The sequence below is a fragment of the Lysinibacillus sp. NPDC056959 genome, from assembly GCF_042674095.1.
Classification (GTDB): domain Bacteria; phylum Bacillota; class Bacilli; order Bacillales_A; family Planococcaceae; genus Lysinibacillus; species Lysinibacillus zambalensis.
In genome coordinates this window covers 1-14,740 of the sequence record NZ_JBHURE010000029.1, presented here as the reverse complement: position 1 = coordinate 14,740, position 14,740 = coordinate 1, and the positions used below count along the sequence as shown (strand labels likewise).

The window sequence follows — 14,740 nt, the reverse complement described above, 5'->3', positions numbered from 1 at the left end:
TTATCCCCCACCGCTTATTAGTTACTATCAATCGGGTACTTATGTTGCTTGAATCCACTTCTGTAATTAAAGATGAAATTCTTCTATATTGTATCATATCCACCTTCAAAGAATCACTAAGTAGAAGCGATATTATGTCGATCGTAAGCGAAATCTAAAAGTAAGGACTGTAGTGCTTCATTGTTACTTGCAAGATTGAGCTGTCGTTGTTTTTTAACAGCCCGTTCACTTCGAGCCTCATGTAATAAAAATTCCATGACAGCGTTTTGAATTTGTGATTGTTTCATTTTGCGACCAAGTCCAAGGTGAATGAAGCCATTATGTTCGCGAGGGAAGGCATGTAATAGTTCAGCCTCAGTTTGTGCAAGTGTAATACAGGGTACACCATAAGAGGCAATTTTATAAGGTGTATAGTTAGCATTACAAATAATAACATCTGCTTTTGGTAATAGTTTTAGGAGTGCGTTTTTATCACGAAGAATGGCAGTGTTACGACGACTAAGTACCATCATTTGCAAATCATCTGTTGCATGTCGATAGCTATCATCTATCATCACTGTAATTTGTAGTGGAATTTGTAGCTGCGTTAAGTGTCGAAGAGTACGGTAGGTTAAGTTATGCTCGTCCCCATCCTCAAAAGCAACAACGATATGAGGTGGGTTTTCGGGTATTTTATTATCTGGTCGATCCTCAAAATTTTGATAAGCTTCTGGTAATGCAAAATTGAAGCTCCCACCAATATAATGAGAGGGTAAATAATCTTTAACTTCTTGATAGAGTGCTAGCAATACACAGTCACAGGCTTGACCACCCTCACCTAAATCATCAAAATGGAGGATTGATTTGCAGAACGGTCGTAAATTTTGTACTTGCCAGCTTTCAGAGTTACGGCCATCTCTTACAATTAAATCTGGCTGAATACCTTTCATTTGCTTGGGTAGCTCATCGAAATGTTCAAATAAAATTGGCGAGAGATTGTCATTCATTAAAATTTGAATCCCATCATTTGAAGGGGTCTTTACAAATATGAAAACTTGTTCATTTGCAAGTAGCTTTGCTAGCGTTGCAACCCGTTCAAAAGGATACAGCCCTTTATCAATACAACTTTCAATAATGAAGACAATCGTCTTATTTAGTTCCATTGGTTGAGTTTCGTTTTGCAAATGTATCCCATCCTTTCATCCGTCTATTTAAATTATGGTGAATGATGGGCAAGTATGTGTAAAAAATTAGGATTAGATAAATTATAGCTCTAAATAGTTTTTCAAACTTCTACAAATTAAATGAGTAAGAGCTCCTTTTTTGACCGATAAATAAAGTAGAGTTTGCGAGAAAGTACATATAGGATTGTTTTAGTTTTATTAGCAAAAATAGAAGCTTTGTTCCAGCAATATGGTTTCTGGAGCAAATGAGCTTAGAAGGGGGTACAACTAATGGGAATGCGCGCAGCGATTGTTGTAGGGGCTACAGGATTAACAGGTACCTCTCTTGTAGAACAATTATGTGAAAATGATGAATATGTTTCAGTTACGGTGATTGCACGAAGAGCGCCAGCATTTACGCATCCAAAGCTAGAAGTGAAAATTCGTAATTTAGATACTTTAGAGGAAAAAGATATCGAACTTGCACATGAGCTTTATTGTTGTATAGGAACAACAATAAAAAAGGCAGGATCTCGTGAGCAATTCGAAAAAGTTGATTTTGAATATCCACTAACGATGGCCTCGTTAGCCAAAAAACGGGGAATCCCACATATGCTAGTCATTACAGCAATGGGGGCAAATGAAAAATCTCCATTTTACTATAATCGAGTAAAAGGAAAGCTTGAACACGATCTTATGGAGCTAGGCCTACAAAGACTTTCTATTATTCGCCCATCTTTATTGGTTGGAGAGAGAGAAGAGTTTCGCTTAGGTGAAAAGGCGGGAGAGAAGGTTTTAAAGTTAGCAAAACCGCTATTAGTTGGACCATTAAAACGTTCAAGAGCTATAGAAGCTTCCCAAGTTGCGAAGGCGATGATCGTTATTGCACTGTACGGCGATAAACAGTCGGTTACCATTTATCCATCACAGGAGTTGGCTCAGTTAGATTTTCCCGAAACGCAGAATGAGGACGTTTCAAGAGAGAATTTATTTAATTGGGAGAAACGCAAATTATCGAGTACCAGCGATGAAGGAGATAAAGTAAATCAAGAAGTCGTGATTAATCGAGATAAATATAAAATAGCGGAAACAGTTGTAGATAAAGAGGTAAATTTCCAACATCGTAGGGATAAATAAAGGTTCATCATCAAAGATTGGGAATTATTTTTAAAAATGTATTCAATGCAGACAAAGCTGATCTTCGTTACGACTGGGCGAGTACTCAGGGATTAGCATCACAGATGAGACCGCCTAACTATACTGGTTGGGCGTTTTCTTTTATAGCTCTAACTATTTGAACGTCCATACATTATTAGGAAAGTAAAGTGAATACTTGAGCAGAGTAGGGGAATATCCGCGGAAGCCGCGGAAGCGTGAATACCCGCGGAAGCAGGGTGAATACCCGCAGAAGCGAGGTGAATACCCGCGGAAGTGAAGTGAATACCCGCGGAAGCAAGGTGAATACCCGCGGAAGCAAGGCGAATACCCGCGGAAGCAGGGTGAATACCCGCGGAAGCGCGAATACCCGCAGAAGCAAAGCGAATACCCGTGGAAGCAAGGTGAATACCCGCGGAAGCGAGGTAAATACCCGCGGAAGCGGGGTGAATACCCGCGGAAGCAAGGCGAATACCCGCGGAAGCAAGGTGAATACCTGCGGAAGCAAGGTGAATACCCGCGGAAGCAAGGTGAATACCCGCGGAAGCGAGGTGAATACCCGCGGAAGCAAGGTGAATACCCGCGGAAGTGAAGTGAATACCCGCGGAAGCAAAGCGAATACCCGCGGAAGCAGGGTGAATACCCGCGGAAGCGAAGTGAATACCCGCGGAAGCAAGGTGAATACCTGCGGAAGCAAGGTGAATACCCGCGGAAGCAGGGTGAATACCCGCGGAAGCGCGAATACCCGCAGAAGCAAGGTGAATACCCGCGGAAGCAAGGTGAATACCCGCGGAAGCAAGGCGAATACCCGCGGAAGCAGGGTGAATACCCGCGGAAGCAGGTGAATACCCGCGGAAGCAAGGTGAAGTAGCGACAGCAACAACGAAGCGCATGGTCGGAACGGAAATCAACCCCACTTTATGGCTAAATATTATTTTAATAACAAGTAATCGCCCACCAATATCTTTTTTCTGAAGCGATATTTCTTGTGTAGACCACATTCCGCCTAAAGACTGAATTTACGGTTTTATTTACTACAATTCTTTTCGTGCCTCTTTTCATTTGTTACAATATTATTGTAGAAGTTGAATGTGGAGGCAAAAGGAAAATGAAAATATTACTCGTTGATGGCACGATGTTTGGTCGTAAAACTGGTGCTATTTTAGAGCAAGTGGAGCATTATATTAAAGAATTAGATGCTAGTTTCGAATTAGAAATTATGCATTTTAGTCAATATAAGCATCAAATTGTAGATGGTTCACCGTTAAATGATGACATGAAGGAAATGATTCAAAAGTTTGAGGAAGCGGATGCGTATATTATCGCTACACCGATTTTCCAAGCATCTATTCCAGGCGTTTTGAAAAATGCATTTGATTTCTTGCATCCAAAAACAATGCGTTATAAGCCAGTATCTATCGTGGCTAATGGTGGCACATATCAACACCATTTAGTAGTAGAAAATCAGTTAAAGCCAATTTTAGACTACTTCCGTGCACTTGTGACTCCGAACTATGTATATACACACACATCTCATTTTGATGCAGATAATAATATTGTAGACGAAGATGTTCATAATCGTTTACGTGAATTGGCTCGTGTTTTTGTGCAATATTGTGAAATGAGCAAAACATTGCCGAAAGAACCGATCGATCAACATTAATAAGATATTTATCCCTTGTGCGGTGGAAGGAAATCACTGTGCAGGGGATTTTTCTTTTCAAGTATCCTCTCGCGATGTGATAAAATATAATTTTAGTGAATCGGAAGGGAGGGATGCTCATGCAGGACATCGCTGTACTAGAAAAACAACGCTGTAATCTCATATTGACGAATAAGGCGAAGGAAGCGGTAGAGGAATGCTCAGCAAACGAGCATGCCTTTTTTGCCTTACAAAAAGCATTTACCGTCTATATCGAAAAGCGCAAAGCTAAAACAATTGGTGAGACGTTTTTATCGATTTATTTTAATGCAGAGCAAAATGAAAAGTTAACGGACGTCCTTGCTGAGAAAACAGCCATTATGGATTGTGTGCTAAAGGTTGAAGGGTTGCTAGCTACAAATCTTCGTTTTGTACATATGCGAGGCCCCATCAATACAAATCGACGCTTACCAGCAGCATTACAATTTGTCACAAGACCTAATAATGGAGCAGGGATTCCGCTTGATCTTCATACAAAAATAAGAGGGCTACCAATAGCCGAAGAGCGCACCGAATATGTGAAAAAGCGCATCTCGAGCTGGGAAGGCTTTTTAAAAATTCAAGAACGTGATGCGACCGTTGATGACATTCATACAGAATTTAAGCAAAGCTATTATAATGAAGATTTTACTAGGCTTACAATAGTCTGCCCTTATATAAAATCGAAGGAATGGAAGAAGCTTGAAGGGTTAAGCGTGAACATTCAAGGAGTGCGCGGGGAAATTGGACAAGTATTAAAATCTAATGCAGGGAAGCAGACAATAGAAATTGACTTAAAGCCTTTTGTGCAAGATTTAGCACGTAAAGGTCAGCTGAACCTTCGTTCGAAGCAAGCGAGCTTTAGTAATTTTGCGACATTGAGTCAAATTAGACGATTACGCAATGGCTTTACAAAGCTAGAAAAGGGCGAGGCCGTTAACCCTAATTTAGAGACTATACTATTTGAAAAGCGTCCTACAGTTCGAACATCTAAGCTACGAGAAGATATTGTTTTTCACAATAATTTAAACGAGTATCAGCGACGAGCTGTTTTAGGCGCATTGTCTGTTGAAGATTTGTTTGTCATTCAAGGACCTCCTGGCACAGGGAAAACAACCGTTATTTCTGAAATTTGTCAGCAAAATGTGAAGGCTGGTTTAAAAACACTTGTAGCTTCACAATCAAATCTAGCCGTGGACAATGCATTAGGTCGACTTCTTTCTAATCAAGAAATTCGAATTTTACGCTATGGTAGAACGGAAAGCATTGAAGAAGAAGGTAAAAAATTTATTGAGGAAAATGTTGCGCTTCAGTGGCGTGAGCAAACTCTCGCAGCAATTGAAGAGGAAATCATAGCCTTTACAGAACGTGAACAGGAACTAAAATCTAGTATTACCAAGGCTGAAGAAGAGCTAGAAAAGCTTGAGGCATGGCTTGAGGAGCTAACAAAGGAAATAGCTGCAAAAGAACAGGCCGCAATTGACGAGCCCATTTTACAGCAAGAAATACAAGCGTTAAAAAAAGAGTTAAAGGCTGCAAAAACCGAGCAGCAGGAGAATGAGGCACATAAAGAGCATTACGAAAAACAGCTGGCGCAAATCGAGCCTGCTGTAAAGACGCTTGAGCAGACTCTTGCTGAAAGTCCGTCTATCGAGCAACTGAAGCTTACTATAGAAGAAACTACTCAAAAGATGGAGCAATTGGAAGCGGCTGCTCAATATAAGGAGCTGCAAGAGCAAAAGCAACATCTAGCAGTGCAATTCAAAGATATACAATTGAAATATGAAGAGGAAAATAATCGCCTTCGATTAATGAAGGAAGCCGAAAAATACATCGGTAATTTAACATCCTATGAGCGAATCGAACGATTTTTACAGCACTATCAAATTCGCCCATCTTATGTGCTGTCACAGCAAATAAGTCGTTTACAGCATTTAGAGGATGCTAAAGATTTAGACGCATGGGCAACTATCAATTCACGTCTACAAAAGGCGATCGCAAAACTTGAGGCGTTAGTATCGGAAGAAGAAAAAGAACGTGCCCTTGCTAAAAGTAAATTGCAGCCTGTTCAATCGTTTTCGTTGCAAAATCTAACAGGTGTTTTTGCCCAGCTCAATACAGCCTTTCAAGATGATCAAACACCATCTGCCGAGCAACTTGAGAGTTTCTTGCTCGGTTTATATATGCGTCGAGATTTTGTTTGGCAAAAAGGTGTAGCGTTGAAGCAACAACAAGACCATAAAAATCAGGAATTTGAGTCCTTACGTAAAGGTATTGGCGGCTTAATACATCAAGAATGCGCGATTACAAGCTTTGACGTTCAAAGCATACAGCGACAACTGCAGCCGTATTTACAGCATACAGAACGACTTCAGCAACTAGCTGAAACATTTCAAATGGATACTGAACCAGAAGAGTCTGTAGAGCATTTAAAAATACTTGTATCCCAAGAGAAATCTTCTCTTCAAACAGTACGTCAACAGCTGGAGGCAGTTGAGCAGGCTAATACACAGCTCCTACCAAAGAAAGCGGCACTTCAAACAGCGCAGACTAGCTTACAAGAGATTGAACAGCAGCTCACACAATTAGAGGAAAATATAAAAGAAATTAATATAGCTGGGTTAAAGAAAGAAAAGCAGCTCACAGCTTGCACCAAACTCCTACAATCAACACCGGAGCGCACTTCCGAGGAAGTAGAGGAAGCAATTGCATCCTCCAAAGTAGCGATGGAGGAATTACAGCGCAAGGAGAAGCAGCTTCCTCTTCGAAAAAAAATACAAGAGCAATGGCGTGACAAGCTGCAAAATGCTACTGAATATGATTTAGATGAAATTCGAAAATTATATGTGCGTCACGCGAATGTTATTGGTACAACATGTGTGGCTTCAGCAAGTAAGGAATTTATGGAGAACTATCCGACATTTGATGTTGTCATTATTGATGAAGTATCAAAGGCCACACCACCAGAACTATTATTGCCAATGCTGAAAGGTAAGAAAATTATATTAGTGGGCGATCATCATCAGCTACCTCCATTACTTGGAGATGATACGTTGGAGGAAACGTTAAAGGCGATGCTTGATGAAAATCCAAACTTTGATGGCGCGCAAGAATTGAAAAATTTGCTGCGTGAATCGTTGTTTGAACGTTTATTTAATAACTTACCGCAAACGCATAAGCAAATGCTGGCATTGCAGTACCGAATGCATGAGAAAATTATGCACAGTATTACACCGTTTTACGCGAAAGAGGAAAATGGCTTGCAATGTGGTTTACCAGATTCAGATGCAGCGCGAGACCATTGCTTAGAAGGACAATTTGTTAACCGGGATGATCATTTGCTATGGGTCGATATTCCAACTGAAAAACCTTATTTAGAGGAGCAGGTAAAGGGCGGAACGAGTCGTTATAATGAAGGTGAATTACAAACAATTCGACGTATTTTAACTGATTTGAATAAGGCTGTTATCGAAGCTAAAGCAGCCGGACGCATGCCTCAGGATGCACAAAAAAGCGTTGGGGTTATTAGTTTCTATGGGGAGCAAGTAAAGAAAATTAATCGCCTTCTGCAACAGGAATTACAGCTACCACATCTTCAATTTAGAACCGGGACAGTCGATAAGTTCCAAGGTATGGAGATGGACGTCATATTAGTGAGTATGGTACGTAATACGCCTAAAGGGGGAGACGTTGGCTTTGCAAAAGATTATCGACGCTTAAACGTTGCCTTATCTCGTGCCCGTGAGCTATTACTACTTGTCGGAAGTGCTGAAATGTTTACTAAACGTGCGAAGCATCCAGATACACGAGAGATGTACAGCAATCTGTTAGATACAGTGAAATCTTATAACGGCTTGCGTAATCATGAAGGACAGGTGATGTAGATTGTCAAAACTGCAGCAGCGCTTAATGCGTGAACTTCAGCAAAATCGAAATATTAAAATCGTCAAAACCGATGAATGGTGCATCCCGATTCGAACAGTAGAAGTAACTTATGAGCCCGTTCGACGTTCCACTATGGATGTCTTGATGACTATGCTGTTAATCAGCATACAGGAAGCAGATTTTGCAAGTGCACAAGATTTAAGTGAGTTATTGCTCGTCGATCCATTATTTATTGAGGATTTAGTATCATTAATGACTCGAGTAAGTCTTATTGAGCAAGAGGAAGGCTTCTATCGATTAACATCTAAAGGACAGCAGCAACTGGAACGTGGCATCTTCGAGGAGGAGCTAGATGTAGAAATGGCTAACCTTTACTATAGCCCATGCCATCTTGCATTTCTTGCTGTCGATGAAGGCAATATCGAAGAATATGATAATCTACCAGAGCTCTATCGTTATGTGGATGAAGAGGCTGAGAAGCAGGAGCAATTCGACGAAGCTATGTTAATAGAAGCGTTACAGCAAGAGGATAGCGAAGAAGCTGGCGTTGGAGCTTCGCAAAAAATAGTTTCAAAAATTGTGCAAACCGACGCTAAACAAATTAATGATAGCCCGTGCCTCGAATTTGTCCTACACGATAAAGAACAAGATATTATGTTCGTTCGTGTATGGAATGCGCTGTTAAACCAATGGGATCCACATCTAGAACAACAGCTCACAGAAAAAGAACAACTAGAGTGGCGTAAGAAATACTTATAAAACAAAAACGAACGTGTAAAGCGTTCGTTTTTTGTGCTTTTTTAGGTAGTTGGGCGATAAATTCAAAAAGTAAGGCGATAAAATGGTAAAAGACCTCTATAAATTTTTAAGCTCGCATATATTATTACAAAAAAAGGAGGGGACCGATGTTTACGATTAGTTTATGTATGATTGTCAAAAATGAAGAATGTATTATTGAAAGATGCTTAGATTCCGTTCAACATTTAGTGGATGAAATCAATATTATTGATACAGGCTCAACTGATCGTACAAAAGATATCGTCCGAAGCTATACCTCTCGAATTTTCGACTTTACCTGGTGTGATGACTTTGCGAAAGCCCGTAACTTTTCCTTTCAGCAAGCTACGAAAGATTTTATTTTATGGCTCGATGCAGATGATGTAATCACAACAGAACATCAGCGGAAATTTCTACAACTTAAGCAATCGTTATATCATCCTAACGTCGATGCTGTTTCCATGGACTATTATGTAACGCTCGATGCAGATGGCTGTGTAGAATCAAGTGAAAAAAGATTTCGTCTCGTAAAACGTGATCGTAATTTTCAGTGGCAAGGTGCCGTCCATGAGTATTTAGATGTAACAGGCCAGCTCTATCATAGCGATATAGCCGTTACACATTTGCCAAGAAAAATTGATATACATCGCAATATTAATATTTATGAGCGTTTAAAGAAAGACGGGCACCCGTTTTCAGCTAGAGAAACATTTCATTACGCAAATGAACTAAAATTGCATCAACGATTTTTAGAAGCGATCAATCACTATACTAGTTTCCTTGATTCTACAAAAGGTACTGCTGACGAACATATCGAAGCTTGCTTAAATTTAGCGGATTGCTACCAACAGCTAAATGATGCAAAACAAGCAACTCAAGCTATTTTACAATCATTATTATATGATCGACCAAGACCAGAAACATGCTGTCGAATCGGTCATTTTTTTATGGAGCAAATGAAAAATAAAGAGGCTATTTACTGGTATTCACAAGCATTACATCAGCCTATAGAACAAACAATGGGCATTCAAAAGCATGCTTATTCCACATGGCATCCGCATTTCCAGTTAAGTTTGTTATACAATCGCTTGCGTCTCTTTGAAAATGCACATCAGCATAATGAGGAAGCACGTAAATATAAGCCAAAAGATCAGCGCATACTAGATAACCGAACATACTTGTTAACTCAGTTAAAGAAGTAAGATCGTCATGGGAAAGGAACATCAATAAAATTAATATATATACCATAACCAATTAACATCGATACAAAAACAACGATCGTCATAAAAATCACATTCCGAGGTCTGAAAGTTCGAGCATCCATTCATTTATCCCCTTTCAAATTTGTGAACATTCTGTTAACTCAACATATGTTTTGAGCGTTTGAGTATGCAGTTCATTTCGATATTTTTATTTGAAGCATTGAAAAGAAGAGCAAATTCACAATTAATGTGAATTTGCTCTTTAAATTAGGTAATTTTCTAAATTGCTGCTATTCAACTAACGGAGAAGTTTAGGTGAGGAGTTAATGTTATCATTTGGATATTTAAATATTGAATATATTGGAGTGTGATTATGAAAAAATTAAGTTTGATTTTCTCTGTATTAGTTTGTTTAGTGTTACTAACAGCATGTAATGATAAAGCACCACTGATAGAAATTGAAGCCAAAGTTTCTCCAGTAAGTGATGAACAGAAAAATTGGTGCTACTAAAGATTTAATTGAACCAAAGCAGGAGGACTTTAAAATTTTTGAGTTTAATTTCAATATGGAACATACAGATTCAGTGAAAGAAAGAAAAATCGAAATGTATAAATTTGAGAATCTGCCGCAAGTGTTGAATGGGATAGATGACATCACACGATATTGGAATGGTGGATGGTATAGTCGGGATAATGAAAGCGAAAATTTTGCAACATACCACCATGAATTTGTTTTTTATACAAAGGGTTTGAATGATGATGATATTAGAAAAGCGTTTAATAATGAAAAAATCACAGTGTCATGGACTAACAATAAAAATGAACAAATAGAAAAAGAATACAATATATCTAATTTAATAGAATTTAGTTCAAACAATTAAATCCTATTGAACTAACGTTGCAGGATAGTGCAATAAGAATTTACATTAAAATAGTAATATACATCATACTCTTTTATAAATTGAATAAAATGATTGTAAAAAGAAATTGGAGGGGTTCTATAAAACTAGTAGGGGAACAAATTTATCTTCGACTTTACAAAATTTCTGACGCCAGCGAGTTAGCTAGCTTGCATAATAGAAATCGCGAATTTTTTCAACGAGTTTGCCCATTACTCCCAGAAACCTTTTATACAGAGAAATATCAAAAACAACGCCTTCAACAAGCATTGAAAAAAACAGATGAAGGGCAATTATATCCCTTTGGAATCTTTTTAAAAGCAACTGATAAACTTATTGGAGACATTTCATTGACTCAAATTTCAAGGGGAGACCTCCAAAGCTGTAATACGGGATTTACTTTAGATAAGGGGTATAATGGAAAGGGCTATACAACTGAAGCTCTTAAACTTGTTGTCGACTTTGCTTTTGAAGAATTAAAACTACACAGAATTGAAGCAGGAGCTATGCCTGACAACATAGCATCTATTCGTGTATTAGAAAAAGTAGGGTTTGAAAAAGAAGGTATAGCTAAAGAAAATCTGAAGATTAATGGCAAATGGACAGATCATCAAATATTGGCTATCATCAACAGCTTGGATGTGTAAGCTCTTTTCACTTCATTATGTAAACGAGATTGGTACTTATCTAGGGGGGCTTGAGTTTAGGATTGCTGGGTGGTGTAGAATGGAGCAACCAACTGTAAGCGAAATAATAAAAAGATTAAAATTAGTTCTAATAAGTGAAATGATAAGGGAAGAAGTTTCCGATTGGGCAACGTTATATGTGATGGCTCATAATCCTAATATTGATGATGAAAATGTTTAGGATTTGCTAATTTTACTTAGTGGAATAGACATATTAGATTCACCGACAACTTATCATTCATAATGAAGAGGATATAAATGATTGGATAAAACAAGGAACTGAATCCTCATTGAAGTAACGGGTACTTTAGTTAAATATTTGAATTACGAAATATCAAACAAAAAAACAGAGTTGATTCTACACATTTTGTAGATTTACTCTGTTTTTATGTTTTAACAGCAACAATCTTTTAGAAAACAGCCTTAAACCCAGCTCTGTGGGGAACTTGTTCATTTTACCTTGCTTACCTAATCAGTTCTCCGATAATGACTATTAAGGGGACTAAGAAGGTAGCTCTAATCAATTTTTTGCCCCGAACTTATGGTATATTAGACATTACATAGTTAGTAAAGGAGTACGAATATATGGTTAAAAGTGTAGTTATTGCTGAAAAACCTTCAGTTGCACGTGATATAGCTAATGTCTTGAAATGTAATAAAAAAGGGAATGGGTTTTTAGAAGGTGACAAATATATAGTTACTTGGGCATTAGGACATTTAGTGACGTTAGCCGATCCAGAAGCCTACGATAATAAATATAAAACATGGAATTTAGAAGATCTTCCGATGTTGCCAGAACGAATGAAGCTAGTCGTTATGAAGCAAACGGGCAAGCAGTATAATGCGGTCAAATCACAGTTAACTCGTAATGATGTAAATGAAATCATTGTCGCTACTGATGCTGGGCGTGAAGGTGAATTAGTTGCTCGATGGATTATTGACAAAGCAAATGTGAAAAAGCCAATTAAACGTTTATGGATTTCATCTGTTACAGATAAAGCAATTAAAGAAGGATTTGCAAATTTAAAACCGGGTAAAAACTACGATAATTTATATGCTGCTGCGGTTGCTCGTTCTGAAGCGGATTGGTATATCGGATTAAACGCGACACGTGCTTTAACGACAAGATTTAATGCACAGCTAAATTGTGGCCGTGTTCAAACGCCAACAGTTGCAATTATTGCTGCACGCGAAGATGAAATTAAAAACTTCAAACCACAAACGTATTACGGTATTGAAGCACAAACAGATTCATTAAAGCTTACATGGCAAGATGCAAATGGTAATTCACGTAGCTTCAATAAAGAGAAAATTGACGCTATTGTTAAAGCGCTAGGCAATCAAGATGCAAAAATTGCTTCAGTTGATCGCAAGCCTAAAAAATCATTTGCCCCAGGTCTTTATGATCTAACAGAATTACAACGAGATGCCAATAAATTATTTGGTTATTCTGCTAAAGAAACATTAAATATTATGCAAAAGCTATATGAATCTCATAAAGTTCTGACATACCCTCGTACAGATTCTCGCTACTTATCATCTGATATTGTCGGCACATTACCTGAGCGTCTAAAAGCGTGTGGTATCGGTGAATATCGTACATTCGCGAATAAAATTTTAACAAAGCCGATCAAAGCGAATAAATCATTTGTTGATGACAGTAAAGTGTCCGATCACCATGCCATTATTCCAACTGAGGGCTATGTGAATTTTTCTGCATTCAATGATAAAGAGCGTAAAATTTATGATTTAGTAGTAAAACGATTTTTAGCTGTATTATTCCCAGCACAAGAATATGAGCAATTAACTGTACAAGCTCAAATTGGACATGAGAAATTTATTGCCAAAGGGAAAACGGTTATAAATGCTGGCTGGAAAGAAGTATACCAAAATCGTTTTGATGATGAGGAATCGACGGATGATGTAAAAGAGCAACTACTTCCTCGTTTAGAGCAAGGACAAATGTTAAAGACAAAGCTAATTGCCCAAACATCTGGTCAAACAAAGCCGCCAGCACGTTTTACAGAGGCAACATTACTATCTGCTATGGAAAATCCTACGAAGTATATGGAAACGAACGATAAGAAACTTGTGGATACATTGAAATCGACTGGTGGATTAGGGACAGTGGCAACACGTGCGGATATTATCGAAAAGCTATTTAATTCTTTCTTAATCGAAAAGCGTGGCGGTAAAGAAATTTACATTACATCCAAAGGTCGTCAGTTACTTGACTTAGTGCCTGAAGAATTACGTTCTCCTGCGACAACAGCCGAGTGGGAGCAAAAGCTTGAGCTCATTTCAAAAGGTAAGTTGAAAAAAGATGTATTTATCAATGAAATGAAAAAGCACACGCAAGAAATAGTCGCTGAAATTAAAGGAAGTGATAAAAAATACAAGCATGACAATATTTCAACAAAGTCCTGTCCGGATTGTGGCAAGCCAATGCTTGAAGTTAACGGTAAAAAAGGTAAAATGCTTGTCTGCCAAGATCGTGAATGTGGTCATCGTAAAAACGTATCACGTGTTACAAACGCACGATGCCCGCAATGTAAGAAAAAGCTAGAGCTTCGTGGTGAAGGTGATGGCCAAATTTTCGTATGTAAATGTGGTTATCGTGAAAAATTATCTGCATTTGAAGCCCGTCGTAAAAAAGAAGGCGGCGGCAAAGTAGATAAACGTAGCGTGCAAAAATACATGAAGCAGCAAGAAAAAGAAGCTGAACCGATAAATAATGCGTTCGCAGATTTATTAAAAGGGATGAAGTTTGATTAGCAGTATAAGACAGATTGTTATTTAAGAGGCTGAGACAAAGCTTCAATTAAATAATAAGCAGCCCAGAAAGTTTTACGGACAGTAAAATTTTCTGGGCTTTATACTTGAACATAATAAAAAGAAAGGGGGCGATGATTGTGTCCTAGCTTCTCTTGTTGAATTTTTTTGAAGTACTATTAAATAGGAAGTTTCTTAATGAAATGAAAAATTTATAATTTTTTCAAGAAAAAGTGTTGACCTTTTTAGATTAAGAGAGTAATATTATACGAGTCGCTAAGATAACTTCTGAAAACAATTAAGTTAAATAAATTAGTTGTTGACATCAAGTTTGTGACATGATATTATATAAAAGTTGCTGCTAAGAAAACAGCAACGTAATGAACCTTGAAAACTGAACAAGCAAAACGTAATCAATAAAGTTTTTAGTAACTAACCTTGAGTTAGTGAACGAAACAAAATTTTGGACATCAAACATGATGCCAGCAAAACAATTTGAGCTAATCAAATTTCTTTTATGGAGAGTTTGATCCTGGCTCAG

At 38.1% G+C, this 14,740-nt stretch carries 12 protein-coding genes; 10 read left to right on the top strand and 2 right to left on the bottom strand.

Annotation, left to right across the window (positions count from 1 at the left end; genetic code table 11):
* Positions 1 to 116: 116 nt before the first annotated feature.
* Entirely contained in the window at positions 117 to 1,163 is a 1,047-nt protein-coding gene (locus tag ACFTQ7_RS21820; protein ID WP_386831070.1) for a PseG/SpsG family protein, read from the bottom strand.
* A 270-nt stretch (positions 1,164 to 1,433) separates the two neighbouring features.
* On the opposite strand from ACFTQ7_RS21820, the gene ACFTQ7_RS21815 reads away from it, so the two are divergent.
* Positions 1,434 to 2,279 carry an NAD(P)H-binding protein gene (locus tag ACFTQ7_RS21815; protein WP_386831068.1) on the top strand — a complete coding sequence of 282 codons (846 nt, stop codon included), beginning with the start codon at positions 1,434 to 1,436 and terminating at the stop codon, positions 2,277 to 2,279.
* 149 nt (positions 2,280 to 2,428) lie between these two features.
* Here ACFTQ7_RS21815 and ACFTQ7_RS21810 read toward each other — a convergent pair whose 3' ends face one another.
* Positions 2,429 to 3,298, bottom strand: a complete 870-nt coding sequence (locus tag ACFTQ7_RS21810) for a hypothetical protein (RefSeq protein WP_386831066.1) — start codon at positions 3,296 to 3,298, stop codon at positions 2,429 to 2,431.
* A gap of 107 nt (positions 3,299 to 3,405) precedes the next feature.
* Here ACFTQ7_RS21810 and ACFTQ7_RS21805 point away from each other — a divergent pair, with 107 nt between their 5' ends.
* From ACFTQ7_RS21805 to ACFTQ7_RS21765, 9 genes are all read left to right on the top strand, one after another.
* Complete coding sequence (locus tag ACFTQ7_RS21805) at positions 3,406 to 3,960, top strand: NADPH-dependent FMN reductase (protein WP_349661576.1); 555 nt, start codon at positions 3,406 to 3,408, stop codon at positions 3,958 to 3,960.
* A gap of 119 nt (positions 3,961 to 4,079) precedes the next feature.
* Positions 4,080 to 7,862: a DEAD/DEAH box helicase gene (locus ACFTQ7_RS21800; RefSeq protein ID WP_386831063.1), complete on the top strand. Its 3,783-nt coding sequence runs from the start codon at positions 4,080 to 4,082 to the stop codon at positions 7,860 to 7,862.
* A gap of 1 nt (position 7,863) precedes the next feature.
* Positions 7,864 to 8,622 carry a hypothetical protein gene (locus tag ACFTQ7_RS21795; RefSeq protein WP_386831061.1) on the top strand — a complete coding sequence of 253 codons (759 nt, stop codon included), beginning with the start codon at positions 7,864 to 7,866 and terminating at the stop codon, positions 8,620 to 8,622.
* Between the two features lie 146 nt (positions 8,623 to 8,768).
* Positions 8,769 to 9,842 (top strand): glycosyltransferase, encoded by a 1,074-nt coding sequence (locus ACFTQ7_RS21790; protein ID WP_386831059.1) that lies wholly within the window; start codon positions 8,769 to 8,771, stop codon positions 9,840 to 9,842.
* 373 nt (positions 9,843 to 10,215) lie between these two features.
* A complete protein-coding gene (locus tag ACFTQ7_RS21785) occupies positions 10,216 to 10,353 on the top strand; it encodes a hypothetical protein (protein WP_386831057.1) in 138 nt (45 codons plus the stop codon).
* Positions 10,325 to 10,723 carry a hypothetical protein gene (locus ACFTQ7_RS21780; RefSeq protein ID WP_386831055.1) on the top strand — a complete coding sequence of 133 codons (399 nt, stop codon included), beginning with the start codon at positions 10,325 to 10,327 and terminating at the stop codon, positions 10,721 to 10,723. Before ACFTQ7_RS21785 ends, ACFTQ7_RS21780 begins: the two co-directional genes overlap by 29 nt.
* 119 nt (positions 10,724 to 10,842) lie before the next feature.
* Positions 10,843 to 11,388 carry a GNAT family N-acetyltransferase gene (locus ACFTQ7_RS21775; RefSeq protein WP_386831124.1) on the top strand — a complete coding sequence of 182 codons (546 nt, stop codon included), beginning with the start codon at positions 10,843 to 10,845 and terminating at the stop codon, positions 11,386 to 11,388.
* A 79-nt stretch (positions 11,389 to 11,467) separates the two neighbouring features.
* A complete protein-coding gene (locus ACFTQ7_RS21770) occupies positions 11,468 to 11,608 on the top strand; it encodes a nucleic acid-binding protein (protein ID WP_386831053.1) in 141 nt (46 codons plus the stop codon).
* A gap of 404 nt (positions 11,609 to 12,012) precedes the next feature.
* Positions 12,013 to 14,202 (top strand): DNA topoisomerase III, encoded by a 2,190-nt coding sequence (locus ACFTQ7_RS21765; RefSeq protein WP_386831051.1) that lies wholly within the window; start codon positions 12,013 to 12,015, stop codon positions 14,200 to 14,202.
* Positions 14,203 to 14,740: the final 538 nt, after the last annotated feature.

Coding starts and splice junctions, on each gene's coding strand:
- ACFTQ7_RS21815 (WP_386831068.1), top strand. CDS start 1,434: ATGGGAATGCGCGCAGCGATTGTTGTAGGGGCTACAGGATTAACAGGT.
- ACFTQ7_RS21810 (WP_386831066.1), bottom strand. CDS start 3,298: ATGTGGTCTACACAAGAAATATCGCTTCAGAAAAAAGATATTGGTGGG.
- ACFTQ7_RS21805 (WP_349661576.1), top strand. CDS start 3,406: ATGAAAATATTACTCGTTGATGGCACGATGTTTGGTCGTAAAACTGGT.
- ACFTQ7_RS21800 (WP_386831063.1), top strand. CDS start 4,080: ATGCAGGACATCGCTGTACTAGAAAAACAACGCTGTAATCTCATATTG.
- ACFTQ7_RS21790 (WP_386831059.1), top strand. CDS start 8,769: ATGTTTACGATTAGTTTATGTATGATTGTCAAAAATGAAGAATGTATT.
- ACFTQ7_RS21785 (WP_386831057.1), top strand. CDS start 10,216: ATGAAAAAATTAAGTTTGATTTTCTCTGTATTAGTTTGTTTAGTGTTA.
- ACFTQ7_RS21770 (WP_386831053.1), top strand. CDS start 11,468: ATGGAGCAACCAACTGTAAGCGAAATAATAAAAAGATTAAAATTAGTT.
- ACFTQ7_RS21765 (WP_386831051.1), top strand. CDS start 12,013: ATGGTTAAAAGTGTAGTTATTGCTGAAAAACCTTCAGTTGCACGTGAT.